Below are 23,898 nucleotides of genomic sequence, written 5' to 3'. Positions count from 1 at the left end.
GAAAATTCGGAGAATCCGATGAAACTACCGATCACCAGTGTCACTGCGCAAATTACCCCGCCGACACAGAAATTGAAGGCCGCGGTCGTGGAATTGGAAGCCACCTTTCTGGCCGAGATGTTGAAATCCGCCGGGCTGGGTCAGGCCAGATCGTCCTTTGGTGGCGGTTCGGGCGAGGATCAGTTCGCCTCGATTCTCGTGCAACATCAGGCCCGGCACATCGCGCAGTCCGGGGGAATTGGCCTGTCGGAAGTTCTGTTCACGGCAATGACGGAGAAAACCAATGTCGACTGACCTGATCCAAACCCTCGAAGACCTGCTGGATCACGAGCGGACGGCCCTCGTGGACGGGCAGCTTGATCATCTGGATCACGTGCTGCCCGAAAAAGAGAGACTGATCAACAAGATCAATGATCTGCAGGTTCTGGCCCGCGAGGATCTGATTCGTCTGCAAAAAAAAGTTGCGCGAAATCAGGCGCTGTTGAATGCGGCTGCTGATGGGATTCGCGCGGTTGCAACCCGAATGTCGGAGTTGCGGCAGGTCCGACAGGAGTTCAGTACATATGACGCCGCCGGGCAGCGCAGCGGGTATACCATTCGTGGCCAAGCTAAGTTGGAAAAGCGGGCGTAAGAGCGGTTTGACTAAAATCCGACGGTTTTCGGTTGTGCGTTTTAGCACTCCGTTAGGGGATCGTCGTCCACAGTGAGCGGGCACTTGAAAGACCAAGTGGCGCGTGGGCCGGGCGGCACCACGCAAACGTCAGAACGACAGACCACCTGCCGATTGGCGGGTTCAACAGGGGCGTCAAACGCGCCCGAACGCATGAAGGATGACAAATATGTCCAGCATTCTGACGAATAATGGCGCAATGGTTGCGCTGCAAACGCTCAAGTCGGTCAACAAAAACCTTGCAATGACCCAGAACGCCATTTCCACCGGCAAGGACGTGGCAACGGCCAAGGACAACTCGGCTGTCTGGGCGATTTCGAAAGTGATGGAGTCGGACGTCAAAGGGTTCAACGCGATCAAGGACAGCCTGGCGCTTGGCGAATCGACGGTCGCTGTTGCCCGCAACGCCTCGGAGACCGTGACAGACCTGCTGACCCAGATGAAAAGCAAGATTGTCGCGGCGCAGGAAGACAACGTTGACAGGGCAAAGATCAATACCGATGTGGCCGCATTGCGTGATCAGATTGCCTCGGTTGTTGGTGCGGCACAGTTCAATGGGCTGAACCTTGTTGACGGGTCTGCCAGCTCGGCCTCGGTTCTGGCTTCGCTTGATCGTGATTCCGGCGGCAACGTATCAGCCTCGTCGATTTCGGTCGCGGCACAAAACCTGTCGACCGGCGGGTATGTGAGCAAGGGCGTTCTGGCGGGTTCGGACAACGTGACCACCGACAATGACGCGGCTGGTTTCACCATGGACAAAGCAGGCGGATCGGGCGACATCGTCATCGACAGTTCGACCGATAACTTTGCCGCTGGCGACAAGGTTTCCATCACCATCGGCGACAAGGTTGCGTCGTACACCGTTCAGGCCGGGGATCTGGACCCATCGGGGACGTATGATTCGGCCTATACAGACGCGATCGTTGCCGTAGGTTTGAAAAACCAGATCGATGCATTGGGGATTACCGGCGTTGCCATCGATTATGATTCTGGTTCTCCGGGTACGCTGTCCTTCGTGACCGGCACAGCCACAGCTGGCGCTGACGCAGATCGGGATGTGACCGTGTCGGCTCAGTTTACCAACGCAAATTCGGGCGGCCTTGGGGCATTGGCATCGATTGACGTGACCACAAGCGCGGGTGCATCAGCGGCTTTGGGGACGATCGAAACATTGATCGACACATCGATTGACGCCTCGGCTGCGTTTGGCTCGGCGCAGGGTCGGATTGAAACTCAGAAAGAATTCATTTCGAACCTGTCGGATTCCTTCAAATCGGGGATCGGATCGCTGGTGGATGCGGATATGGAAGAAACCTCGGCCCGTCTGCAGGCGCTACAGGTACAACAGCAATTGGCGACACAATCGCTGTCGATTGCGAACCAGGCACCGCAGTCCATCCTGTCGTTGTTCCGCTAATTACAGGCACCAACCCGGCGCGCGTTTCACGCGCGCCGGAATTGATCGTCCTTAGAAGAACAATTGGAAGGATTTCAAGTGACACCGCAAACCTTCGCCCAGCGCGGATACGCGCAATCGGCTCCTCCGACGCGAACGCCCCGGGATACGGAATATGAAGCGATCTCAAAAATAACGCATCGGTTAAAAGCGGCGGCAGCTCGAAAGGCAACAGATTTCGCGGGCTTTGTGCAGGCGCTGCACGAAAATCGCCGGTTGTGGAGTGTGCTGGCATCGGGAGTGTCGGATTCGGATAACGGTCTGCCCAACGAGTTGCGGGCCCGAATCTTCTACCTTGCCGAATTCACGGAACATCACAGTAGTCAGGTTTTGGGAAACAAAGCCCCGATTGAGCCGCTGCTTGAGATCAATATGTCTGTCTTGCGCGGGCTGCGTCAGATGCGAGGTAATGGATGAGCGGTTTGGTTCTGAAACTGGCCCCCAAGGAACGGGTTTTGATCAACGGCGTGGTAATTGAAAACGGTGATCGCCGTAGTCGGTTCTCTATTATGACGCCTCAGGCGAATGTGCTGCGCCTGCGTGATGCCATCCACCCGGAAGAGGTCAACACACCCGTGCGCCGTGTTTGTTACGCCGCCCAGCTGGTATTGTCAGGCGATGCAGAGCCTGAGCAGTCCCGTCAGCAATTGCTGCGCCGGGTCGAGGAATTGAGCCAGGTTTTCACTGACGCCGACAGCCGACGGGTTCTGGCCGAAACGACCGAAGCTCTGGTCGCCGGGCAATACTATAAATGTCTGAAGTCGCTGCGATCCTTGCTGCCGCGCGAAGAACGTCTGATGGCGTATCAGCAATGACCTTTCAGCCGGTCATACCCAGCGGAGGACTGGTTGGTTGGCGATTTCTGCAGCGCACGTATGACACCCAATTCCAAAGCTATTCCGAGTCGAACGTTAATCGGCGCGATACAGAGTATTTTCTGGAAAACATCGGAAAGGTACGCAAAGCAGAAGACCTGGTGTCGGACAGGCGTTTGCTGCAGGTCGCATTGGGAGCCTTTGGTCTGCAGGATGATCTGAACAACCGGTTCTTCATCCAGAAGATTTTATCGGATGGCACCCGGGCCGAGGATGCTTTGGCCAACAGATTGGCCGACAGCCGATACCGTGATTTCTCCGATGCCTTTGGCCTGGGGCCAGGTGACACGCCCAAAACCGGGCTGATCACCAATATGGAAAAGATTGCACAGGACAATCTGGTCGCCCGGTTCGAAGTGTTGGTTGGCGAAACGAATGACTCGATGCGCGTTGCGCTTTTTGCTCAGCACGCATTGTCGGAATTAGCCGGACAAGGCGGTAGCGAAACGCGAAAATGGCTGGATCTGATGGGGCTGCCGCCGCTTCGAAAGATGATGGAAACCGCACTGGGACTGCCTTCTTCATTTGCGCAACTGGAACTCGACAAACAAACCACGATCTTTCGCGACAGACTGTCCCGTCAAACAGGATCCCCCGACCTTTCACAGTTTACCGACCCGCAAGCCCTGCAGAAGCTTACAGATACTTATCTGGCTCGCGAGCAGATTGCCAGTTTGCAGTCTGTAGCCTCGCCGGGCCAAACCGCGCTGATCCTGTTGGGAGCGATTTCCTGAATCTTGTCGATCAGGCATCCAGAACCTCATCTGCTGGGCCGCGTAACGCGTAAGAAGACACAGGTTTAGACACGTTGTGCAATTGAATTGGTCCTAGCGAAATCGCATGTTCGCATGCGGGCTCGATATCCTGCGAGACAACGACTCTGTGACCTATAGACTTTCCATATTCACCCAATCGTGCCGCTACATTGGCAGCTTGGCCGATCACAGTGAAATCCAGCCGTTCTTGTGAACCGACATTGCCATATGTCACCTGCCCATAGGCGACGCCGATGGAACAGTCGCAGTGATGATCAGCGTCCGAGCTGCGCAACTCGGCCAGTTTTTCGACGATTTTGACGGCCGAGCTTTGGGCGTTCGAACGGGCCTGCGCGGCGTTGTCCCCTGCCGGGAATACAGCCAGCACAGCGTCGCCGATGAATTTCAGAACTTCACCATCATGGTCGTGCACGATACCGGACACGGTTTCGAAAAACGCGTTCAGGACGTTGATATAGGCGCTGCGACCAAGCTGTTCTTCCAATGAGGTCGAGTTGCGCAGATCGCAGAACATGATCGCCGCATCGATGTCATCGCCGTCTCCGCGCCGGATTTCTCCGCCCAGAACCCGCGCGCCCGACCGTTTGCCGACATAGGTTTCCAGCAGGACCTGCGCGTTTTCGCGTTGGGTGAACACCTCGTAAAACCGTGCGATGACCGAGGAGCATTCAAAAACCAGACCAAGGTTTTCGGTTGTGAACCCGTCGGGGTGATCGCAGGTCAGCGTCAGCACATTTGTTCGTCCATCGGAAAAGGGCAAAGGCATCGCGACGTAATCCGTTGCGCCCTTGGCGCGCAAATCCTCGATGATGGGAAAACTGTTATGCGGATTGTCGTCGTTCAAACGCTGACGCACCCCGCCCAGCCCGTTCGACACATGCCGTAAGGGGCTGTTGGTGAAGGCCGGGTGATCGTGAATTTCATAAGTTGGGGTGAAGGTCGAAATTTCCTCGGCATCTTTCTCCCAGACATAGTGCTTGCCAGCGATCAGCGGGTGCAGAGACCAGACCAGCGTGCTGAGGCGCTGAATGGCGATACCGTGTTCCAGCATCTTTTCAGCCAGTGCCTGGGTGAAGGCGACCGGTGACTGAATCTCCGACGCGCCGCGCATCAGCCAATCGATCAGAGGGCCACTGATATTACCGTCATCGGGATCGCGCAGTGTGTTTTCCCCAAGATCAACCCGCGTGGCAGCATCCGGCGCAAAACCGATATGCCCCTGAATCGCGGCACTTTCCGGCAGGGCGTCCTCGTAGGCCCAGATGGAATTTGTCAAACGTTCATCAGGCAGGCTGATATCATGATAGGTCGCCGTGCCTTTGAAGGGGCAGAAGGTCTGCAATTCCGTCTCGGGGCTCAATTCGACACACAGATCCGCGCGCGGCACGTAGATGGCGGGCGGCAACCGGGTTTCGTACATGACCTTGGCATTGTGACTTTCGGCCAGCATGATATCGCCACGATAAATCGCGATGCGACCCTGCAGCGGTTCGACCGAAATTCCATAGCCTTTGAGTTTTGGTGTGGCGTGGACGTTCATTTGTAACCTCCCGAGCCCTGGGTCCCTCAAGGATGGGCCTTTGGCGATAGGATTCCAAGGGGAAGCCGCGAATCTACCGCGAAAAACGGTGTCAGACCATCTGAATCACGTCTTTTTCGATCGACAGCATATAGCCTTTCTTGGCGATATTCTTGACCAGCAATTCGCTGACCATCTGATTTCCCAACGCATCGCGCAAGCGTTTGATCCGGGTGGCGCCGGCCGCCTCGTCACAATCGGCGGCATTTTTGCCCGAGATCATCGCCTCGATCTGGACGCCCGACAGAACTTCATCGTCCAGGCGGGATTCAGCCAGCACCGAAAGGGTCTCCATCGCCGCCGGGGTCAGTTTGAAATCCATGTTGTTAAGATAAACCGTGTTCTCTTCCCGGCTGATCAGCAGGGACGTGACCTGAATACCTGTCCGTTCGATCTGCGCCATGCGGCGGTTCAGAAGCACCAGCATGACCAGAAATACCAATGCGGTCACCAGCATGGCACTGGCAAAGACCAGCAGGACAAAGATCACCATCCGGTAGCTGGACAGCGTATCCGCAAACGCAGTGCCGGATTGCGCCAGAATTTCCAACAGGCGAATTTCGGACTGCGAGGTCAGATCAGATTCGACAAACAGCCGCTCGACTCTCGCGTTGAAGGCGTTGGCATCGGGCAGGGTCCAAAACAGAAACACCGCCGCGGTCACAAGGATCACGACGATGGCGGCAATACCCAGGCCGACCAGACGGACACCGGACCGGCGGGCCTCAGTAACGGAGATAGAATTTTCCGGCATTGGCCTTCCTTTGATCCAACCCTTCCGGTCCAAAGACGGACATGACATTCAGCAGCGTCCACCCCGACCGTTTCAATCGCTTGGCGACTTCATTTTTTGCCTTGCCCTTGCTGCAGCCCGACACCTTCATGACGCCGTAATGCAGCCGCAGGGGATTGTCCTGTTTGGCCTTGTAATCGGCATAACAATCCGCTGCTGACGCCGCAGAGCCAACCGATACCAGCGCCACTATGAGCAGAGAAGAGAGGATCTGTTTCATAAGCTGCATCCTGCGCATGTGTTGGTCGGATATTCAATAACTGTAGGGGGTTCGCAGTGCTGATATCCGATAACAACCTGTCGATATTGCTTGTCTGATGGGGGTGGGCGCAGGTTTGGGGCATCAAGTACGCGGTCCGTAACGGGGTCGCCTCAGAACCCGAAAGGACCTGCATCATGCATAAGAAATTCATTGCTCTGATCGTTGCGACCGCAGTTGCCATTACCGGTGTGTCAGCCTCGCAAGCCCGGGCTGCGGATACACGCGATCTTCTGGGTGGTTTGGCGGCTATCGCCATCATTGGCGCAGCAGCGCATCACTATCACAAGGAACAGCGCAAAGACTCGGTGTCGCAAAAATACGTGAAGAAACATTATGTGAAAAAGAAGAAGCACCACCAGCACAAGGCAAAAAAGCACCATGTGCGACCGCTGCCAAAGCACGTGGCCCGGTATAATCTGCCGCAGCGCTGTTTGCGCAAATATGAACACTATTCACATCATCAGCCTCTGCTGGCGCCGAAATGTCTGAAAAAGCATTACAAACATGCCCATAGCCTGCCCCAGCAGTGCAAGGTCGGTTTCTGGAATGGCAAGACGGTAAAGCGGGCGTATGAACCGTCATGCCTGCGCCACAACGGATACCGCGTGGTTTATCGGTAATTGGGTTTCGAGCAGGAGCGGCGCCAAAAAGAAGCGCCGCGCTGGGAAGGGGTGGCTTAAGTCACCCCTTTCTTTTTTCTTGCACCGTGCCGCGAAACGCGGTTTTCCGGATATATGACGACACCAAATTTCGAATTGGAACAGGCACTGCTGGCGCGCGGATATTTCCGGATCGCAGGCGTGGACGAGGTGGGGCGCGGCCCGCTGGCAGGTCCGGTTGTGGCGGCAGCAGTTGTTTTGAACCCGGATGATATTCCGGATGGGCTGAACGATTCAAAAAAGCTGACGGCAAAGCGGCGCGCTGTGTTGGAGGATGCCTTGCGGACGCGGGCTGAAATGGCTGTCGCCGAAGCCTCGGTCGCTGAAATTGACGAACACAATATCCTGCGCGCCTCGCACCTTGCGATGGAGCGCGCGGTGGCCGCGCTGGACCCGCCGCCGGATTATCTGTTGATCGATGGGAATATGATTCCGCGCCATCTGGGCCTGCCATCGCAAGCGGTGGTCAAGGGGGATGCACGATCAGTTTCAATTGCGGCGGCGTCAATCATTGCAAAAAACTGGCGCGATCAGGTCATGGTGGATTTGGCGCAACAGCATCCTGGTTATGGATGGGAGTCAAACGCAGGCTATCCGACAAAAATGCATCGCGAGGCGCTGCGAAATCTTGGTGTGACCCCACACCATAGACGTTCGTTCAAACCGGTCCACAATATCTTGTATCAAGAGTAAATCGTAAGTCACTGATTCAAAAAAGAATTTGACGACGAATCATCTTTGACTCATCTTTGTCTCAACCAAATGAGCGCAAAAGCGCCGTGGAACTGAGGCAGTGATATGACCACAATCAAGACAAAGGGCGCAGCCGCGCTCCCTTTAAACACGATTCTATCCGGGGACTGCATCGAGGTGATGAACAGTCTGCCCGAGGCGTCGGTTGACCTGATTTTCGCGGACCCCCCATATAATCTGCAGCTGAAGGGTCAGTTGCACCGGCCCGATAATTCTCAGGTTGATGCGGTCGATGATCACTGGGATCAGTTTTCAAGCTTTGGGGCCTATGACCAGTTCACCCGCGAATGGCTGACGGCGGCGCATCGGCTGCTGAAACCCAATGGTGCGATCTGGGTGATTGGCTCATATCACAATATCTTCCGTGTGGGCTCGGCTTTGCAGGATGCGGGATACTGGATTTTGAACGACGTTGTCTGGCGCAAATCGAACCCGATGCCGAATTTCCGCGGCAAGCGGTTCACCAACGCGCATGAGACGATGATCTGGGCGTCCAAGCGCGAAGGCGCGAAGTACACGTTCAACTATGAGGCGCTGAAGGCCCTGAACGAAGGTGTGCAGATGCGCAGCGATTGGGTGCTGCCAATCTGCACCGGGCATGAACGCCTGAAGGATGAGAACGGCGACAAGGCGCATCCGACACAGAAGCCGGAATCGCTGCTGCACCGGGTGCTGATCGGCTCGACCAATCCCGGCGACGTAGTGCTGGACCCGTTCTTTGGCACCGGCACAACCGGGGCCGTTGCTAAGATGCTGGGCCGCGAATTCATCGGGATCGAGCGCGAGGAAAGTTACCGCAAGGTGGCCGAGAAGCGCATCGCCAAGGTCCGCAAGTTTGACCGTGAGGCGCTAGAGGTCAGCGCCAGCAAACGCGCCGAGCCGCGCGTGCCGTTTGGTCAACTGGTCGAACGTGGCATGCTGCGACCAGGCGAAGAGCTTTATTCCATGAACCAGCGCCACAAGGCCAAGGTGCGCGCCGATGGAACTTTGGTGGGTGACAACGTCAAGGGCTCGATTCATCAGGTGGGGGCGCATCTGGAAAACGCGCCGTCCTGTAATGGCTGGACCTATTGGTGCTTCAAGCGCGATGGCAAGACCGTGCCGATCGACGTGCTGCGCCAGCAGATCAGGGCTGAAATGCACAACTGAATACCGCCGGTGCCTGTGGCCTGACACATGGCACTAAGCCTTGCCCCGCCGTGCCCGGCGGGGTCTTTTTGTTTCAATCACATTCCTGATTCTGTATGAGTTCCCGAAAGCCGCAGCGCAGCGAGGGAACCTCAACAATGTCCGACACCACAGTCAGCCGCTCGCCTTTCAGCCGGTTTTTGCTATCACGCGCCGACGTCCAAGATCAGGACAACAAGTATACTGAAGCTGCGCTGGAGCGACACAAGCGTGAAGGGTTGGAACTTGCCGTTCGTGCGCGCTGGGTTGCGATGGGTCTGACCGGTGTTCTGCTGGTTTTTCTGAACCCTCATTGGGAGGTGATGTGGTATCACTTCATCCTGCTGTTGATCTGCGCTAATGGCTGGCTGATCCAGCGGGCCGGACGGGTGGGGCAGTCCCGGGCCGAGCTGCTGTTGATCTTCGCCGATTTGCTGATCATGACCTTGGGCATGATCGTTCCGAACCCGTTCAGCGACGATGTACGGCCGCTGGCGATGCAGTATCAGTTCGACAATTTCCAGTATTTCTTTATCATTCTTGCCGCCGGGACCCTCGCATATTCCTGGCGCACGGTCGTGGCAATCGGGCTCTGGACGGCGATGATGTGGACGGCCGGATGGCTCGTCGCCTGGTGGGTGGCGACCCCTATTCCGGGCCTCAGCGAACGTGTGGCCGGGGCGTTGGCGGGCTATCCGGATGTGGCTGAGTTGATGGATCCCAACAGCTATCATCCATCGCTTCGCATCCAGCAGGTGATCGTTTTCATGATGGTCGCCGTGACGCTGGGCATCTCCATGCGCCGTCTCAATCGTCTCTTGATGACGAATGCGGGCCTGGAGCGGGAGAGGGCGAACCTGTCTCGGTATTTCTCGCCCAACGTGGTCGACGAGCTGAGCCAGAATGATGAGCCGCTGAAGCAGGTGCGGAAAGAGGATGTGGCGGTTTTGTTCATCGACATCGTGGGTTTCACCAGATTCGCCGCCGGTCGCGATCCTTATGAGGTGATCGAGGTTCTGCGCGGGTTTCACGCGCGGATGGAGACTGAGGTGTTTCGCCATCACGGCACGCTGGACAAATATCTGGGCGACGGGCTGATGGCGACCTTTGGGACGCCTGTGCCCACGCCCGAGGATGCAAGCAACGCCCTGTCCTGCGCCCGCGCGATGGTCGGGGCGATGGACCGGTGGAATTTGGATCGCCGGCGATCAGGTGAGCCCGAGATCGAAGTGGGCATTGGCGTGCATTTCGGCCAGGTCGTTCTGGGCGATATCGGGGCCAACCGGCTGGAATTTGCCGTGATCGGGGATGCGGTGAATGTCGCCGCCAAGCTGGAGGCACTGACCCGAGATTTTGGCGCGCGCGTCATAATCAGCGATGCACTCCGTGCGCAGGCCGTGCCGGACGCCCCCGCGAACCGGGGCCTGTTGTCCGGGTTTGAACAAAAAACCGCGCAGCAAGTGCGCGGGGTCGCCGCACCAATGGACATCTGGGCGCTGACATAATCCGGTGCTCCCGCCTGTCAGCATCGCATCAAAGATGCGACTTTTCCAGTTGGGCCCGGCAGCGCGCGAATGCGCGCTGCGGTCATGCCCCGGGCATCGGATTTCGCGCCTTGTTGTAGGCCAGCCAATCGGTAATTTCCGGGTAATACTGTCGCCGCCACGCCCGCACTTTGGGGTTCATCACCCGCCGCCAGAGCGGCGGCATCATAGCCGCGAGTGTCATCATCGGGTACCCATGGGGCAGTTGCGGAGCTGCATCCTCGGAATGGTGCTGCAACAGGGGAAAGCGGCGGTTTGGCTTGTAATGGTGGTCCGAATGGCGCTGCAGGTTGATCAGCAACCAATTGCTGGCCTTCTGTGATGCATTCCACGAGTGGCGCGGCCGGACCCGCTCATATTTTCCATCGCCCAGATACTTGCGTGTCAGGCCATAATGTTCCACGTAATTGACAAGCTCCAGCTGCCAGATCGCGGTGCCCGCCTGCACCAGAAACAGGCCGAGCCCGGCCCAGCCACCCAACAGGAAAGCCAGAGCCAGCATCGCAGTCTGCAAGCCCCAGTATCGCCAGAACGGATTGGCCGGGTCGGTCCAGGGCCGGTCTTTTCGGGCCAGCTTGTCACGCTCGGCCCGGAAAGCCGAGATCAGGCATTGGCGCAGGACGCGGGGATAATAGCGGTGAAACCCTTCGTTATACCGGGCGGTGACCGGGTCGCGCGGTGTGCCGACATAGCGGTGATGGACCAGCAGGTGTTCCGACCGAAAGTGAGAATACAGAACCATTGCCAGCAGGATATCCCCCAGCCACCGCTCTGCGCGGCCTTTCTGGTGCATCAGCTCATGGCTGTAATTGATCCCGATCGTGCCCGAGATCACGCCCATACCGAAGAACAGGCCGATTTTCTCGACTGAACTCAGATGCGTGCTGTGGGCCGTAAACCAGATCAGCCCAAATAGCGTGAAGAACTGAACCGGGGCCCAAATCTTGGTCAGGGCGATGTACCAGCGCAATTGTGTGTCGGGTGTCTGTGGGTCCGCATTTTCCAGATTGAGACCGGTAAATCGGTCAAGGATGGCAAAGGCCCACCAGGTCGACAGGGGCACCAATATGATCCACCAACCGCCGGTAAACGCGGTGATCCAGATCAATGGGATCAGCAGCATCGAAACCCAAAAGGGCAGCGCGGATTGCCAGCGTGACAGGATATCTGGTGCAATCATCTGAGGTCTCCGACAGGTTGTGCGCAAATTAGACCGGGGAGCTGGATTTGCACAGCGCTCTAATGGCCGCGCCACAGGTCATAGGCTTTGCGCATGACCGTCGGCAATTCGCCGGGCCGGAAGGCGTGTTTTTCGATAATGGAAAGACCTGCGGGCGCGAGCTCGTCTGGCACTTCGGCGCTCCAGACCCGCAGGATCAGATGGAAATGCGTGAAAGTGTGGCGTATCTCAGCAGGCAACACCTGCCAGTTCGCCTCAAACGGCGGCGCTTCGGGCGGAGATTCGGACCAGTCGGACCCCGGCCATCCCAGCATTCCGCCCAGCAGACCTTTGTCCGGGCGTCGTTGCAACAGCATCGCACCATCCGCGCGTCTGGCGATGTAGACATGCCCGTGCCGGGTGGGTTTGGGCTTTTTCGGCGATTTGCGGGGCAGATCGGCCTGCGTACCCGCTTGCCGCGCCTGACAGGGGTCCCGCAGGGGGCAAATCCCACAGGCCGGAGACTTGGGGGTGCATATGGTGGCTCCCAAATCCATCACCGCCTGCGCATAGTCGCCGGGGCGATTGATCGGCGTCAGCCCGGCGGCTTTGAGTTTCAGAACCGGCTTCACACCGGGCAGAGGGTCATGGAGGTTATAAAACCGGGCCATTACCCGCTCGACATTGCCGTCCAGCACGGTCTCGGGGCGGTCAAAGGCGATGGCGGCAACCGCGGCGGCCGTGTACGGCCCGATACCGGGCAGTTGAATCAGGGCGTCATAGGTATCGGGGAAGTGCCCGCCATGCTTTTCCGCCACCACCCGTGCGCATTTCAGTAGGTTTCGGGCACGCGCGTAATAGCCCAGACCGGCCCATTCCCCCATGACGTCCGCGTCCGGAGCCGCCGCCAGAGACTGAACTGTGGGCCAGCGCGTGGTGAAGCGTAGGAAATAGTCCCGCACCGCTGCAACGGTAGTTTGTTGCAACATGATCTCAGATAACCAGACCCGATAAGGGTCAGGGCGTGCGCCTGCCGCGCGGTCCGACGGACCAACCCGCCACGGCATCACGCGCGCATGGCGGTCGTACCAGCCCAACAACGCGTCACTCACAGAAATGTCATGGTCGTCTCGCAAGTTTTATTCAACTCCTTGTCAGGTTTCGCTGGCGCCGGGGTCCCAGCCTACTACAATAGCGGTGCAGGAGTTGGAAACCAGATGCAACGCAGACGTTCCTCGACCCGTGGGTTCAAACGAACCGCGTCCGTTCTGAACGATCAGATCAGGCGTGCGGGTGAAAGCCGCGGTTTTGCCATTTCGCGCTTGCTGACCCATTGGGCCGACATTGTCGGGCAGGATATTGCTTCTGTCGCACGGCCCGTAAATGTGGGTTACGGACGCAACGGGTTTGGCGCGACGCTGACCGTCCTGACAACCGGACCGCAGGCTCCGATGTTGGAGATGCAAAAGGAACAGCTGCGGGACAAGGTGAATGCCGTTTACGGGTATAACGCCATCAATCGCATCCGCATCACGCAGACCGCTCCGACCGGATTTGCCGAGGGGCAGGCCAGTTTCGACCACAAGCCGAAACAAGCGAAACCCGAGATTGCACCCGAGATCGTGGCCGAGGCCGGAAAAGTCGCACGCGACGTTCATGACGGTGACTTGCGCGCGGCTCTTGAACGTCTGGGCCGTAACGTTTTATCCAAGCAAAAATGCTGAGAAAGGGCTGAGTACATGAGCCGTATTGCAACCGGAATATGTGCAGCTGTTGCCATCGCCGCAGGCGGCTATTGGCTGTCGCTGTCAAATTCCAACCCGACCAATCCGCTGATCGGCAGCGCCGAGGCGCAAGAAGCCGATCTGGATACATCCTCGATCGTCGAAATGACGCTGGGGGCCGAGGACGCACCGGTCGAAATCATCGAATATGCGTCGTATACCTGCCCGCATTGCGCGAATTTCCACACCGGGCCGTATAAGCAGCTCAAGAAAGACTTCATCGATACAGGCAAGGTCAAGTTCATCTATCGCGAGGTGTATTTTGACCGCTATGGTCTGTGGGCTTCGATGGTGGCACGCTGTGGCGGCCCCGAAAAGTTCTTTGGCATCTCTGATCTGATCTATGAGGGTCAGTCCGAATGGACCCGTGCCGGTGGTCCGGCCGAGATCGTGGACGAGCTGCGCAAGATCGGGCGCCTTGCGGGTATCGACAAGGACCAGCTTGAAGCCTGCCTGCAGGACGGCACCCGGGCGCAGACCCTGGTGGCCTGGTATCAGGAAAACGCCGAACGCGACGGCGTTCAGGCGACGCCATCTTTCCTTGTGAATGGCAAGAAAGTTGAAAACCAGTCCTATGACAGCTTCAAGAAGCTGATCGAAGACGAATTGGGCAGCTGATCTGCCCTGTGGTCAGCCTGCGCCGAGGGCTGGCCACTTGCTTACGGTGAAGGCGCGACACGCGCCAACATCTCGCTTACCAACTGGTCCTGTTCGATCTGCAGGCGCACGGGCAGCGCCAAAACCTTGCTGCGGAACGCAGTAGGTAGGCGAACGGCGTCTTTTTCCGTTGTCACCATCTGTGCATTCAGGGCCTTTGCCTCATTCTCCAACCGGGTCATCAATGCCAGCGTCAGGGGCTGGTGATCATCCAGAGCCTCGGCGCGCACTACGGTGGCTCCTTGCTGACGCAGGGTTTGAAAGAATTTTTCAGGATGGCCAATTCCGGCAAAGGCCAGAACCGTGGCGTCGCTCCAGTCCATACCGGTTTGCAGCGGACAGACCTTGCCCGTGGCATGTGGCACCGACAACTGGCCACCCCATTGCGTTTTAAATCCGGTCTGCGCGTCGTCTTCGCCCAATGACAACACAAGATCGGCGCGCGCGAGCCCGACCGCAACAGGTTCGCGCAGCGGGCCAGCGGGCAAACACAGACCGTTGCCGAACCCGCGGGCCGCATCCACCACAACAACCGAGAAATCCTTGGCGACCGAGGGGTTCTGAAAGCCGTCATCCAGGACGATTACACTTGCCCCTTCTGCCGCTGCCGCCTTTGCCCCGGCAGCACGGTCCTTGGCGACCCAAACGTCTGCGAAGGCGGCCAGCAAAAGCGGTTCATCCCCGACCTGATCGGCGGAGTGAACCCTTGGATCAACGCGGACCGGGCCGTCCAATGAACCGCCGTGCCCGCGGGTCACCACATGCGGGATGTGGAAGCGCCCTCGCAGATGGTCCAATAACCAGATCACGGTGGGCGTTTTGCCTGTGCCGCCCGCGTTCAGGTTGCCGACGCAAATGACCGGGATGTCCAGTTTGATGCCGGTTTCCGATGCCAATCTGCGGGCTGTTGCTGCTGCGTAGATGCGCCCCAACGGCGACAGCAGGCGCGCCCGCATATCCAGTTGATCCGGTCCGGTATTCCAGAAGTCAGGCGCGCGCATCCTGTGCCTCCCGGTGATCCAGCCTGTCCTGTATCATGTCGATCAATTGATCTGCCTGTGGCGCACCTTCGGTCACCACCTGCCAACCGGCCAGCGCCATATGGGCCGTGCGATCCGGTGCAAGCAATTCGACCACGCCATCCCCCAATTCCGTGGCTGTTCTGATGGTCAGCGCAGCCTCTACCTGCTTCAGACTATCGTAAATTCCGCGATGTTTGCCCACATGCGGCCCGTGGATGACCGCCGAACCCAAGGCCACTGCGGTCAGGGGATCCCGTCCGCCCGCGCCGCGTTCCAGCGAGCTTGCCATGAAGGTCACCGGTGCCACGCGGTGCCACAAGCCAAGCTCTTCGGGGTCAGTGGACAGAATCACCTGCGTCGTGTCCTCGATCGGCTGACCGTCGCCCCATTGCGCGCAGCGCAGGTCCATCGCCTCGAGCCTGCGCTGCAGCGGGCCAGCTTCGGCGGCGTCGGCCACATGCAGGACCAGCGCCAGCCGAGGTAACATGCGCATCGCCTGTCGGTGTGCGCTCAGCACCGAGATGAATTCTTTGTCCTGCACCCATGCCGCCAGCCATACCGGACGCCCGGCCAGCGCATGATTGGTTTCGATCAATTCATCTTCGGGCCAGGACTGCGGATTTGGGCTGATGTAAAGCGGTGGCGAGACCGAGACTTTCGCAGAGGTTACGCCCAGCTTGCGAATCTGGCGCGCGGTGTCTTCGGCAGTCGTCAGAATCGTGCCGAAACACTCCATCGTTTGTCGGGCGAGGTCCGGCAGCCATCGCCCGCCGCGCGCCACGTTGACGTCCGGTTCGGCCTCGATCAGGATCATCGGTATGCCGTCTTCGTCTGCGCGGGTTATAAGGTTTGGCATCAATCCTCCGCCAATCCAGATGCCCAGGTCAGGGCGCCAATGCTCCAGAAACGCGCGTGCGGCACCGGTCTGCTCGGTCGGCAGGGTCTTCAGAGGTTCTTGTCCTTCGGGCCAGTTTGACAGATCAGCATCCGGAGGGGCAGTCAGCAGCAAGGATAATCCCGGTCGGGCCGACAGGACCCGGTTGCAGAAATCGTTTACGGCCCGCATGCGTTCGGGAGCGTTGACATGTATCCACAAAAGCTCGCCTTTGGGGCGGGGTGGTGGCGTGGCCCTTGGGGCTTGTGGAACGCCCCAGGACAGAACCCGGTAAATTGACAGGCTGAGTGAACTTGGCTTGCTCATGCCGGAATACCAGGCCCGTCCGTGTCCAGTGCCGTCATCAGTTGCGCGTGCAGGCGTGTCTCGGCCGCGACCACACCGTTCAGACGCGGCGTCGGGTTGTTGAACACCAGAGGCTTGCCTTGCCGGGTGGTGCAGGTGCCTCCGGCTTCGCGCAGAATCAGATCACCGGCGGCAATGTCCCATTCCCAGCTGGGGCGCAGCGTCAGCATCCCGTCGAACCGGCCTTGTGCCACAAGCGCCATGCGATAGGCCAGTGAGGGACGATAAACGCGCTTGAAGTCTGGCGCGACTCCGGTCGCCCAATGGTGGGGGTCCAGATTGGGTCGGGCCGCCAGCACTTCGGCCCCGGTCAGATCAGGATTTTGGCTGACCCGGATCAGAGCACCATTCAAGGTCGCGCCCTGATCCAAAGCCGCTGCATATAACAGGTTGCGCAAAGGCAGATAGATCACTGCCGCAGTGACCTGTCCTTGCTCAGCGATGGCCAGTGAATGCGCCCATGTCCGTGACCCTTCGGCAAAGCTGCGGGTTCCGTCGATCGGGTCAATGATGAAAACCCGATCCCGGGTCAGGCGCGTGTCGGAGTCCTCAGTCTCTTCGCTCAGCCAGCCATAATCGGGGCGCGCAGCCTGCAGGTCACGTTCGAGCATGGCGTTGACGGCCAAATCTGCCTCGGTCACCGGTCCTGCGCCTTCGGGTTTGTCCCAGCGTTGCGCGAGGGGCCCGGAATAACGCGTCGCGATCTGGCCAGCCTCGTGCGCGGCATCAATCAGCAGGGACAGGTCAGTTGCCGGCAAGTGTCATCCCTTCGATCAGCAGCGACGGCACGACGCGCGACAGATACGTGCGCGCGTCGTTGGCGGGGATGATCCGCATCAACATGTCACGCAGATTGCCCGCAATGGTGCATTCGTTCACCGGATGCGAGATTTCCCCGTTCTCCACCCAGAACCCTGATGCACCGCGAGAATAATCTCCGGTATTGGGGTTGATGGTCGATCCGATCATCGAGGTGACCAGCAGCCCGGTGCCCATATCCCGTATCAGGTCCGCGCGGCTGCGGTCGCTTTGGGTCAGGCTCAGATTCCAGTTGCTGGGCGACGGGGGGCCGGACACCCCGCGCGCGGCATTGCCGGTGGACACCATGTCCAGCTTGCGTGCGCTGGACAAATCCAAAGTCCACCCGGTCAGCACGCCGTTTTCGACAATGGCGCGCTGCCGGGTTGGCAGACCTTCGGCGTCAAACGGGCGCGAGCCTGAAATACGCGGGCGATGCGGGTCCTCGATCAGCGAGATCTGCGCGGGCAGGACCTGCTGGCCAAGGCTGTCCTTCAGCCATGATGCGCCACGTGCGATGGCCGCGCCATTGCTGGCGGCCAGCAAATGACCGATCAGCGATGACGAAATCCGTTCGTCAAACAGCACGGGAAAGGTGCCGGTTTCGGGCTTGCACGCGCCCACCTGCTGCACGGCGCGTTCACCGGCGGTGCGACCGATATCAGCCGGACTGCGCAGATCGGACTGAAAGCTGCGGCTGTCCCCGTCATAATCACGCTCCATCCCGGTGCCTTCGCCGGAAATGGCCACGCAAGACGTTGACCGGTTGCTGCGCGCATACCCGCCCGAAAAGCCGTTGGTCGCCGCCAGATGAACGCGGTGGGTCCCATAAGCCGCCGACGCGTCCGAGACCTGAGACACACCGTCAACCTCCAGAGCAGCCGCTTCGGCGGACAGGGCGTCCTGCAGCAGGGCATCGGCGCTGGGTTCCGGTGCGGGATCGAAAAGCTCAAGCGCGTCCATGTCCCAATCGGTGATCAACTGAGCCGCGTCCGCAAGCCCGGTAAACGGGTCCTCCGGGGCTTCGCGCGCCATGGCGACCGCGCGTTCCGCCATGGCCGTCAGGGTTTCGGGCCGACTGTCGGAACTGGACACGATGGCCTGCCGTTTACCCAGAAAGACCCGTAGACCCAGATCTGTCCCCTCGGCCCGCTCGGCATGTTCCAGCGCTCCGCCGCGCACCTCGACCGAAACCGAAGACCCGTCAATTACGATGGCATCTGCTGCGTCAGCGCCTGCCTTGCGCGCCGCATCCAGAAGGGTCTGGCTGATATTCTGGGGTGTTTGGGTCATGAGGCCTCCGGTCTGAATGCATTGGACCTAGCCCCGGACCGGGCGTCCCGCAAGGCCTGCGGAACAATTGCGACGTCGATTTGAGGCGGGGTAAGGCCGCAGGACCGGCCTCACCCCGGCACCAGGTTACTTGATCCGCTGACCATTGGCCAGAATCTGACCATCCTCGGTGAACTCGATGGTCGAGTTCAGGGTGTCCGGCTCTTCGCCCGGAACGGCCATCAGGCCCATCATCATCCGCGCGCCAAGCGCATCCTGATCTGACACGAACCCCATCGAGATCAGCGTGTCGATCAGAGCATTCGCACCCACAAGCTGCAAATTGGCTACGCCGACCGGAACCGGAAGCGGGTTGATTGGATCAAGGTTGGAATTATCGAAGGTGAAATCACCATCGCCCGACAGGCGGGTGCCAACCATCGAGATCAGCAACTCGTTGATTTTCAGTGAATGCAGCTCGCCCGGCATTTCGTCCGAAATCTCAAGATGTTCGACGGATTCGGGGTCCATGAAATCGACCAGAATCTTTGCCGTTCCCTCGGTGTCCAGCGACACGGTCGCCGGATCGCGGGGCAGTGCGCCCGCCGGGTCGAACAGGCTCCACAGCACGTCGGACATGGTGAACTCAGTCAGGTTCATGGCGAAGGCAAAAGGCTGAATCTCTTCGGATGCCTGAACCGGGAATTCGAACTTCAACCCGGCCGTTTCCATCGCGATCTCGATCGGGAAAGGCAGATCCGAGGTCGTGACGGCCAGGTTCGAGCTGTTTTGCTCAAGATCATAAACGATACGCTGCGCGTCGATGCTGCCGGTAAACCGACCGCCCTGGGACGAACTGCCCATGGTAAAAGGCTGACCTTCGGACGCCCCTGAAATCTCGCTGTTGCCTGACCCGTATGTGAAAGTGCCCGAGGCTGCGAACCCCGCATCATAGATACTTTTGACGTCCGCGAAATCAGCTCCGTTCGGGATACGGGTATCGCCGTTGAATGCCAGCTGGTTCAGCTTGCCACTGATCCGGCCTGTATCGTCGCTTTCAGGATCGTCAAACGCCAGATCGTAACTCAGATCCGCCGCTGTGAATTGTTGGGCGATATCACGGATCTCGCCGATTTTCATCAACGACGTGCCAGCGAAATCGCTCAGATTGACACTGACGCCCAGCACATCCGATGACACGGTTTCATCGCCAAACTGCAGCTCTCCCAGTGAAATTTCGAGGCTGGCCGCTGAATAGGCATAGTTCATTTCGTCCGGTGAGCCCGAAACAACCATGTTCAGGGCGTCTTGGTTGTATAGCAGCTCGGCGGAAAAGCTCTCTCCTTCAGCTTCGCCCGAAATGGTCATGGGGAAACTGTCGGGCAGGCCAATCGTGACGGTCCCGTCGCCGTTTTCCGTCAACGTCATTTCCGGCACAACCATGTCGATCTGTTCATCCGTGTCCGGAATGGCCATCGACATGGTCATGTTGGTGATGGTCGTGACATCGCCCGAAACGCTTTGATCGCCCGTCACGGTATAGCCGACCCCGCTCAGGTAGGCTTGCCAGTCGGCCCAGACATCATTTGCGGTCACATCCGCGACTGCGGCCTGCGCGGCAAAGGTATAGGCCAGAACCGCCCCGCAGGTACGGCGAAGAAAAACGGACATCAGAGAACCCTTCTTGATCAATTTTGCCGGCATCGTCGTGGTTGCGGCGGGTATCGTCAAGGGGCAAGGGGTGGACCATTTCCCCATTTGCACGTTACCACTTGAAGCAACGTCAAATCCGGAGAAATCGCCGATGAATATGCAAGGAAAAACAGTACTGATCACCGGGGCCAGCCGTGGCATCGGGGCCGAGGCCGGGCGCGTTTTTGCCGCAGCCGGTGCCAATGTTGCGCTGGTGGCGCGCAGCCGGGATCAGATCGATGCGCTGGCCGCAGCGCTGGGGGATAACGCCATTGCACTCGCCTGTGATGTCAGTGATTTTGCGCAAGTCGAACAGGTTGTCGCCGATTGCGTGGCGCGGTTCGGCGGTCTGGATGTTCTGATCGGCAATGCGGGCGTGATCGATCCGATCTTTCACCTGTCCAACGCCGATGCCGAGGCCTGGAGCAAGGCCATCGACATCAACCTAAAAGGCGTGTTCTACGGCATGCGCGCGGCATTGCCGATCATGCGCGCGGCAGGCGGGGGTACCGTGTTGACCGTGTCCTCCGGTGCGGCTTCCAACGCGATCGAAGCCTGGAGCCACTATTGCGCCTCCAAGGCTGGCGCAAAGATGCTGACCGAATGTCTCCATCTTGAAGAGGCGCATAACGGCATCCGGGCTATGGGCCTGTCACCCGGCACCGTCGCCACGGAAATGCAGCGCGTGATCAAGACGAGTGGTATCAATCCGGTCAGCCAGCTGGATTGGGAAGACCACATCCCGCCTGACTGGCCCGCGCGCGCCTTGCTGTGGATGTGTTCGCAGGACTCGGATGAATTTCTGGGCGGCGAAATCAAGCTGCGGCTGGACGATATCCGCAAGCGCGTCGGCCTGACGTGATTGATCTGACGCAAGAGGACGGGTTGTGGACCGTTACGCTCAACAACCCGGACAAGGCCAACGCGCTGACCGAGGCCATGTTGGCCGAGCTGGTGCGCATTGCTGAGGATGCCACCGACGCGCGGGCTCTGATCCTGACCGGCGCAGGTCGGGTATTCAGCGCCGGGGCTGACCTTGATGAGGCCCGGGCGGGGCTGGCGACCTCGGACTTGTGGGAGCAGCTGTCCGGTGCGATTGCGGCACTGCCTTGCCTGACCGTTGCTGCATTGAACGGTACGCTGGCGGGTGGCGCCAACGGCATGGTCTTGGCATGTGATCTGCGCATTGCGGTGCCGACGGCCAAATTCTTTTATCCGGTGATGAAGCTGGGATTCCTGCCGCAACCGTCTGATCCCAAGCGAATGGCAGCGCTGATCGGCCGGGCGCGCACGCGCCTGATTCTGATGGCAGGGCAGAAAATCACGACTGACGAAGCCTTTGCCTTTGGTCTGGTGGACCGCGTGGTCGAGCCCGGTCAACTGATGCAGACGGCGCACGATTTGGTGGCCGACAGTCTGGTGGCCGATCCGCAGATCGCCAAAGGCATCGCGGAGCTGTGTTCATGAGGTTGGCGACAGTGCGCCTGCGCGTGGCCGATCCTGACACATTGGCCGCGTTTTATCGCGACTCACTTGGTATGCAGATACGTGCGGACGGCCAAAACCGGTATGTCGGCTACCCCGGACGGGACGCCGACCTGCTGCTGATGCCCGGCGGCGGCGGTTACCATCACGACCAGGGGCAGCGGTATTGGAAGATCGGTGTTACGGTGCCGGATGTCGATCTGGCGGTGACACGTCTGCGGCAACAGCGGATGGCGGTCAGCGATCCGCGGCAGTTCCGGGACATCGGCTATATGTGCCATCTCAGCGATCCCGAGGGGTTTGTCATCGAGTTGCTGCAACATGACTTCGAAGACAACAGGCCCGAAAACGCAGCCGACCCGAATGCACCCTTTGCCGAGGCCCGCATTGGCCAGATCACGCTGCGCACGGGCGATATCGCGCTTGAAGACACCCATTGCCGTGCGCTTGGGATGCGTCTTTTGTCGATGCAGGACGTGGCGGATTTTGGGTTTGACCTGCATTTCTATGCTTTCACTGATGATACACCGCCCAATCCGGATCTGTGGTCGGTGGACAACCGGGAATGGCTGTGGAAACGCCCCTATACGACGCTGGAGTTTCAGCACATTGCTGATGCCAGCTTTGCCGCTGTCCCCGACTATCAGGGGATCGAGATCGAGGGCTTGGAATACGCGCAAACCGACCCATCCGGCGACCCGGTTCTGCCTGCGTGATCAGCGCCCGCGACGCTTGCCGGGAACTTTCGAGCGAAACCCCGGTGGGCGTTTGCGCACCCAGGCCAGGAATTTTTCCAGCCGGGGATGCGCACGCAGGGCCTCGACTGTGTGAAAACTGCGCGCCAGTTCCGCCTCGGTCAGGGTGGCGTGGACCTCTTTGTGACAGATCTGGTGTAGCAAAACAGTTGGGCCACCCTTGCCTCCTTTGAGTTTTGGGATCAGATGGTGCAGGCTGCCGCCCCCATCCGGGATTGGGCGGTCGCAAAGCGGACAGATCGGATCATTGCTTGCCGACATGGCAGTAATCTCGCGCTGTTACATGGGCGATTCAAGGGGGATAAAGTGGCGCAAGCGGTGGTGATCGGAGCAGGCCCGGCGGGGCTGATGGCGGCTGAACAGCTGTCCCGCGCCGGGCACGAGGTTCTGGTGGCCGAAGCCAAGCCATCCGTTGCGCGCAAGTTCCTGATGGCGGGTAAGTCGGGCCTCAATCTGACCAAAAATGAAGCGTTTGAAACGCTGATGACCGCTTATGGCGATGCGGCGGACTGGTTGCGCCCGATCATTTCCGAGATGGACGCACAAGGCGTTCAGCACTGGGCGCGCGATCTGGGGCAGGATTTGTTTGTCGGTTCGACCGGGCGCGTGTTTCCCGAGGTGATGAAAGCCTCGCCTTTGTTGCGTGCGTGGTTGGGGCGTCTGGATCGGTCCGGCGTCCAGATTCGAACACGGTGGCGCTGGCAAGGTTGGCATGGTGCGGCCCTACGTTTCGAAACGCCGGACGGCGTGCAGGATCTTCGTCCTGCCGCAACTGTTCTGGCGTTGGGTGGCGCCAGTTGGGCACGGTTGGGCGCGGATGGCGAATGGGCGGCACATCTGACCGGTAAAGGCATCGACCTGACACCGTTTGCCCCGTCCAATTCCGCAGTGTCCGTCGAATGGAACGATCATATGCACCCCCATTTCGGTGCTGCGCTGAAATCGGTGCGCTGGATGGCTGGCGACGTGGAAAGCCGAGGTGAAGCGACGATCTCTGCGACCGGACTGGAGGGCGGCGGGCTGTATTCCCTGACTCCGGCCCTGCGTGCAGGCGCTGAACTTTACGTCGATTTGCTGCCTGATCTGGACGTCGCGGTTTTGAAATCGCGGTTCAGGTCCAAAAATCCGAAAACCACGCTCTCGCAGTGGATGAAGAAGTCCTTGAAACTGCCGCCTCAGAAGATCGCGCTGTTTCATGAGATGGCACAGCAGTTCCCAGAATCGACGTCGCACAAGGTTATGGCGCTGAAACAGCTTCCAGTTCTCGGTGCGAAACTGCGCCCGATGGATGAGGCGATCTCGACCGCCGGTGGTGTTGCGCGTGCGGCCGTGGATGAGCGGTTGATGCTCAAATCCACCCCCGGCGTGTTCTGCGCCGGGGAAATGCTGGACTGGGAGGCTCCGACCGGTGGTTATCTGCTGACTGCCTGTTTGGCCACCGGGCGTTGGGCCGGGCGTTCGGCCGCACACTGGCTCGATCAGCAAACCTGACACCGTTGC

The 23,898-nt window shown here is 59.2% G+C and carries 27 protein-coding genes; 16 read left to right on the top strand and 11 right to left on the bottom strand.

The genetic code is table 11. The features are described from left to right. The first annotated feature begins 18 nt into the window (after positions 1-18). The 6 genes from ACR0K4_RS14000 to ACR0K4_RS13975 all read left to right on the top strand — a co-directional run bounded on the left by ACR0K4_RS14000 (position 19) and on the right by ACR0K4_RS13975 (position 3,735). Positions 19-294 (top strand): rod-binding protein, encoded by a 276-nt coding sequence (locus tag ACR0K4_RS14000; RefSeq protein WP_480854464.1) that lies wholly within the window; start codon positions 19-21, stop codon positions 292-294. Next, positions 284-631 carry a flagellar biosynthesis protein FlgN gene (locus ACR0K4_RS13995; RefSeq protein ID WP_480519482.1) on the top strand — a complete coding sequence of 116 codons (348 nt, stop codon included), beginning with the start codon at positions 284-286 and terminating at the stop codon, positions 629-631. The genes ACR0K4_RS14000 and ACR0K4_RS13995 overlap by 11 nt, the downstream gene beginning before the upstream one ends. Before the next feature lie 208 nt (positions 632-839). Further along, on the top strand, positions 840-2,087 hold the full coding sequence (locus ACR0K4_RS13990; RefSeq protein WP_480519484.1) for a flagellin N-terminal helical domain-containing protein: 1,248 nt from the start codon (positions 840-842) through the stop codon (positions 2,085-2,087). 78 nt (positions 2,088-2,165) lie between these two features. Then, complete coding sequence (gene flaF / locus ACR0K4_RS13985) at positions 2,166-2,543, top strand: flagellar biosynthesis regulator FlaF (RefSeq protein WP_480854463.1); 378 nt, start codon at positions 2,166-2,168, stop codon at positions 2,541-2,543. Continuing rightward, positions 2,540-2,941: a flagellar biosynthesis repressor FlbT gene (gene flbT, locus ACR0K4_RS13980; RefSeq protein WP_480519488.1), complete on the top strand. Its 402-nt coding sequence runs from the start codon at positions 2,540-2,542 to the stop codon at positions 2,939-2,941. The genes flaF and flbT overlap by 4 nt, the downstream gene beginning before the upstream one ends. Next, positions 2,938-3,735, top strand: coding sequence for a DUF1217 domain-containing protein (locus ACR0K4_RS13975; RefSeq protein WP_480854462.1), 798 nt, complete (start codon positions 2,938-2,940; stop codon positions 3,733-3,735). Before flbT ends, ACR0K4_RS13975 begins: the two co-directional genes overlap by 4 nt. Positions 3,736-3,745: 10 nt before the next feature. On the opposite strand, the gene ACR0K4_RS13970 is transcribed toward ACR0K4_RS13975, so the two are convergent. The 3 genes from ACR0K4_RS13970 to ACR0K4_RS13960 form a co-directional block, all read right to left on the bottom strand. Further along, a complete protein-coding gene (locus ACR0K4_RS13970) occupies positions 3,746-5,317 on the bottom strand; it encodes a DUF427 domain-containing protein (protein ID WP_480854461.1) in 1,572 nt (523 codons plus the stop codon). A gap of 91 nt (positions 5,318-5,408) precedes the next feature. Continuing rightward, on the bottom strand, positions 5,409-6,110 hold the full coding sequence (locus ACR0K4_RS13965; RefSeq protein WP_480519494.1) for a winged helix-turn-helix domain-containing protein: 702 nt from the start codon (positions 6,108-6,110) through the stop codon (positions 5,409-5,411). Next, positions 6,082-6,369, bottom strand: a complete 288-nt coding sequence (locus ACR0K4_RS13960) for a hypothetical protein (protein WP_480854460.1) — start codon at positions 6,367-6,369, stop codon at positions 6,082-6,084. The genes ACR0K4_RS13965 and ACR0K4_RS13960 overlap by 29 nt, the downstream gene beginning before the upstream one ends. Before the next feature lie 176 nt (positions 6,370-6,545). Here ACR0K4_RS13960 and ACR0K4_RS13955 point away from each other — a divergent pair, with 176 nt between their 5' ends. From ACR0K4_RS13955 to ACR0K4_RS13940, 4 genes are all read left to right on the top strand, one after another. Next, the gene (locus ACR0K4_RS13955; RefSeq protein WP_480854459.1) at positions 6,546-7,031 is read left to right on the top strand and encodes a hypothetical protein; all 486 of its coding nucleotides are present in this window, start codon (positions 6,546-6,548) and stop codon (positions 7,029-7,031) included. 114 nt (positions 7,032-7,145) lie between these two features. Next, the gene (locus tag ACR0K4_RS13950; RefSeq protein WP_480854458.1) at positions 7,146-7,763 is read left to right on the top strand and encodes a ribonuclease HII; all 618 of its coding nucleotides are present in this window, start codon (positions 7,146-7,148) and stop codon (positions 7,761-7,763) included. 105 nt (positions 7,764-7,868) lie between these two features. Next, a complete protein-coding gene (locus tag ACR0K4_RS13945) occupies positions 7,869-8,972 on the top strand; it encodes a DNA methyltransferase (protein WP_480854457.1) in 1,104 nt (367 codons plus the stop codon). Positions 8,973-9,109: 137 nt separating this feature from the next. Beyond that, positions 9,110-10,495 (top strand): adenylate/guanylate cyclase domain-containing protein, encoded by a 1,386-nt coding sequence (locus tag ACR0K4_RS13940; protein WP_480854456.1) that lies wholly within the window; start codon positions 9,110-9,112, stop codon positions 10,493-10,495. A gap of 82 nt (positions 10,496-10,577) precedes the next feature. Here the strand turns inward: ACR0K4_RS13940 and ACR0K4_RS13935 are convergent, their stop codons facing one another. Next, positions 10,578-11,714, bottom strand: coding sequence for an alkane 1-monooxygenase (locus ACR0K4_RS13935; RefSeq protein ID WP_480854455.1), 1,137 nt, complete (start codon positions 11,712-11,714; stop codon positions 10,578-10,580). 59 nt (positions 11,715-11,773) lie between these two features. Further along, the gene (gene mutY / locus ACR0K4_RS13930; RefSeq protein WP_480519507.1) at positions 11,774-12,805 is read right to left on the bottom strand and encodes an A/G-specific adenine glycosylase; all 1,032 of its coding nucleotides are present in this window, start codon (positions 12,803-12,805) and stop codon (positions 11,774-11,776) included. A gap of 105 nt (positions 12,806-12,910) precedes the next feature. On the opposite strand from mutY, the gene ACR0K4_RS13925 reads away from it, so the two are divergent. Both ACR0K4_RS13925 and ACR0K4_RS13920 read left to right on the top strand, forming a co-directional pair. Next, positions 12,911-13,417 carry a DUF721 domain-containing protein gene (locus ACR0K4_RS13925; protein WP_480519509.1) on the top strand — a complete coding sequence of 169 codons (507 nt, stop codon included), beginning with the start codon at positions 12,911-12,913 and terminating at the stop codon, positions 13,415-13,417. 15 nt (positions 13,418-13,432) lie between these two features. Then, positions 13,433-14,095 carry a DsbA family protein gene (locus tag ACR0K4_RS13920; RefSeq protein ID WP_480519511.1) on the top strand — a complete coding sequence of 221 codons (663 nt, stop codon included), beginning with the start codon at positions 13,433-13,435 and terminating at the stop codon, positions 14,093-14,095. A gap of 41 nt (positions 14,096-14,136) precedes the next feature. Here the strand turns inward: ACR0K4_RS13920 and lpxK are convergent, their stop codons facing one another. From lpxK to ACR0K4_RS13895, 5 genes are all read right to left on the bottom strand, one after another. Further along, a complete protein-coding gene (gene lpxK / locus ACR0K4_RS13915) occupies positions 14,137-15,135 on the bottom strand; it encodes a tetraacyldisaccharide 4'-kinase (RefSeq protein ID WP_480854453.1) in 999 nt (332 codons plus the stop codon). Continuing rightward, entirely contained in the window at positions 15,122-16,357 is a 1,236-nt protein-coding gene (locus tag ACR0K4_RS13910; RefSeq protein ID WP_480854452.1) for a 3-deoxy-D-manno-octulosonic acid transferase, read from the bottom strand. The genes lpxK and ACR0K4_RS13910 overlap by 14 nt, the downstream gene beginning before the upstream one ends. Further along, on the bottom strand, positions 16,354-17,154 hold the full coding sequence (locus ACR0K4_RS13905) for an inositol monophosphatase family protein (RefSeq protein ID WP_480854451.1): 801 nt from the start codon (positions 17,152-17,154) through the stop codon (positions 16,354-16,356). The genes ACR0K4_RS13910 and ACR0K4_RS13905 overlap by 4 nt, the downstream gene beginning before the upstream one ends. Beyond that, positions 17,141-18,487 (bottom strand): TldD/PmbA family protein, encoded by a 1,347-nt coding sequence (locus ACR0K4_RS13900; RefSeq protein WP_480854450.1) that lies wholly within the window; start codon positions 18,485-18,487, stop codon positions 17,141-17,143. The genes ACR0K4_RS13905 and ACR0K4_RS13900 overlap by 14 nt, the downstream gene beginning before the upstream one ends. A 126-nt stretch (positions 18,488-18,613) precedes the next feature. After that, positions 18,614-20,137 (bottom strand): DUF2125 domain-containing protein, encoded by a 1,524-nt coding sequence (locus ACR0K4_RS13895; protein WP_480854449.1) that lies wholly within the window; start codon positions 20,135-20,137, stop codon positions 18,614-18,616. Between the two features lie 133 nt (positions 20,138-20,270). Between ACR0K4_RS13895 and ACR0K4_RS13890 the strand changes: the two genes are divergently transcribed. From ACR0K4_RS13890 to ACR0K4_RS13880, 3 genes are read left to right on the top strand one after another with little or no spacing between them, the layout of a single operon-like run. Next, positions 20,271-21,020 (top strand): SDR family oxidoreductase, encoded by a 750-nt coding sequence (locus ACR0K4_RS13890; protein ID WP_480854448.1) that lies wholly within the window; start codon positions 20,271-20,273, stop codon positions 21,018-21,020. Next, entirely contained in the window at positions 21,017-21,625 is a 609-nt protein-coding gene (locus ACR0K4_RS13885) for an enoyl-CoA hydratase/isomerase family protein (protein WP_480854447.1), read from the top strand. Before ACR0K4_RS13890 ends, ACR0K4_RS13885 begins: the two co-directional genes overlap by 4 nt. Then, positions 21,622-22,359, top strand: a complete 738-nt coding sequence (locus tag ACR0K4_RS13880) for a VOC family protein (protein WP_480854446.1) — start codon at positions 21,622-21,624, stop codon at positions 22,357-22,359. Before ACR0K4_RS13885 ends, ACR0K4_RS13880 begins: the two co-directional genes overlap by 4 nt. Here the strand turns inward: ACR0K4_RS13880 and ACR0K4_RS13875 are convergent, their stop codons facing one another. Next, positions 22,360-22,659 (bottom strand): HNH endonuclease, encoded by a 300-nt coding sequence (locus ACR0K4_RS13875; protein ID WP_480854445.1) that lies wholly within the window; start codon positions 22,657-22,659, stop codon positions 22,360-22,362. Positions 22,660-22,704: 45 nt separating this feature from the next. Here ACR0K4_RS13875 and ACR0K4_RS13870 point away from each other — a divergent pair, with 45 nt between their 5' ends. Next, the gene (locus tag ACR0K4_RS13870; RefSeq protein ID WP_480854444.1) at positions 22,705-23,889 is read left to right on the top strand and encodes a TIGR03862 family flavoprotein; all 1,185 of its coding nucleotides are present in this window, start codon (positions 22,705-22,707) and stop codon (positions 23,887-23,889) included. Positions 23,890-23,898 lie beyond the last annotated feature (9 nt).

It is taken from the genome of Ruegeria sp. K11 (genome assembly GCF_056531905.1).
The sequence above is the reverse complement of the archived record's forward strand: the minus strand, read 5'-3'. Positions and strand labels throughout refer to the sequence as shown.

Coding starts and splice junctions, on each gene's coding strand:
- ACR0K4_RS13925 (WP_480519509.1), top strand. CDS start 12,911: ATGCAACGCAGACGTTCCTCGACCCGTGGGTTCAAACGAACCGCGTCC.
- ACR0K4_RS13910 (WP_480854452.1), bottom strand. CDS start 16,357: ATGAGCAAGCCAAGTTCACTCAGCCTGTCAATTTACCGGGTTCTGTCC.
- lpxK (WP_480854453.1), bottom strand. CDS start 15,135: ATGCGCGCGCCTGACTTCTGGAATACCGGACCGGATCAACTGGATATG.
- ACR0K4_RS13970 (WP_480854461.1), bottom strand. CDS start 5,317: ATGAACGTCCACGCCACACCAAAACTCAAAGGCTATGGAATTTCGGTC.
- ACR0K4_RS13940 (WP_480854456.1), top strand. CDS start 9,110: ATGTCCGACACCACAGTCAGCCGCTCGCCTTTCAGCCGGTTTTTGCTA.
- ACR0K4_RS13890 (WP_480854448.1), top strand. CDS start 20,271: ATGAATATGCAAGGAAAAACAGTACTGATCACCGGGGCCAGCCGTGGC.
- ACR0K4_RS13995 (WP_480519482.1), top strand. CDS start 284: ATGTCGACTGACCTGATCCAAACCCTCGAAGACCTGCTGGATCACGAG.
- ACR0K4_RS13975 (WP_480854462.1), top strand. CDS start 2,938: ATGACCTTTCAGCCGGTCATACCCAGCGGAGGACTGGTTGGTTGGCGA.
- ACR0K4_RS13950 (WP_480854458.1), top strand. CDS start 7,146: ATGACGACACCAAATTTCGAATTGGAACAGGCACTGCTGGCGCGCGGA.
- flbT (WP_480519488.1), top strand. CDS start 2,540: ATGAGCGGTTTGGTTCTGAAACTGGCCCCCAAGGAACGGGTTTTGATC.
- ACR0K4_RS13900 (WP_480854450.1), bottom strand. CDS start 18,487: ATGACCCAAACACCCCAGAATATCAGCCAGACCCTTCTGGATGCGGCG.
- ACR0K4_RS13990 (WP_480519484.1), top strand. CDS start 840: ATGTCCAGCATTCTGACGAATAATGGCGCAATGGTTGCGCTGCAAACG.
- ACR0K4_RS13895 (WP_480854449.1), bottom strand. CDS start 20,137: ATGTCCGTTTTTCTTCGCCGTACCTGCGGGGCGGTTCTGGCCTATACC.
- ACR0K4_RS13880 (WP_480854446.1), top strand. CDS start 21,622: ATGAGGTTGGCGACAGTGCGCCTGCGCGTGGCCGATCCTGACACATTG.
- ACR0K4_RS13920 (WP_480519511.1), top strand. CDS start 13,433: ATGAGCCGTATTGCAACCGGAATATGTGCAGCTGTTGCCATCGCCGCA.
- ACR0K4_RS13935 (WP_480854455.1), bottom strand. CDS start 11,714: ATGATTGCACCAGATATCCTGTCACGCTGGCAATCCGCGCTGCCCTTT.
- ACR0K4_RS13955 (WP_480854459.1), top strand. CDS start 6,546: ATGCATAAGAAATTCATTGCTCTGATCGTTGCGACCGCAGTTGCCATT.
- ACR0K4_RS13945 (WP_480854457.1), top strand. CDS start 7,869: ATGACCACAATCAAGACAAAGGGCGCAGCCGCGCTCCCTTTAAACACG.
- ACR0K4_RS13965 (WP_480519494.1), bottom strand. CDS start 6,110: ATGCCGGAAAATTCTATCTCCGTTACTGAGGCCCGCCGGTCCGGTGTC.
- ACR0K4_RS14000 (WP_480854464.1), top strand. CDS start 19: ATGAAACTACCGATCACCAGTGTCACTGCGCAAATTACCCCGCCGACA.
- ACR0K4_RS13875 (WP_480854445.1), bottom strand. CDS start 22,659: ATGTCGGCAAGCAATGATCCGATCTGTCCGCTTTGCGACCGCCCAATC.
- ACR0K4_RS13960 (WP_480854460.1), bottom strand. CDS start 6,369: ATGAAACAGATCCTCTCTTCTCTGCTCATAGTGGCGCTGGTATCGGTT.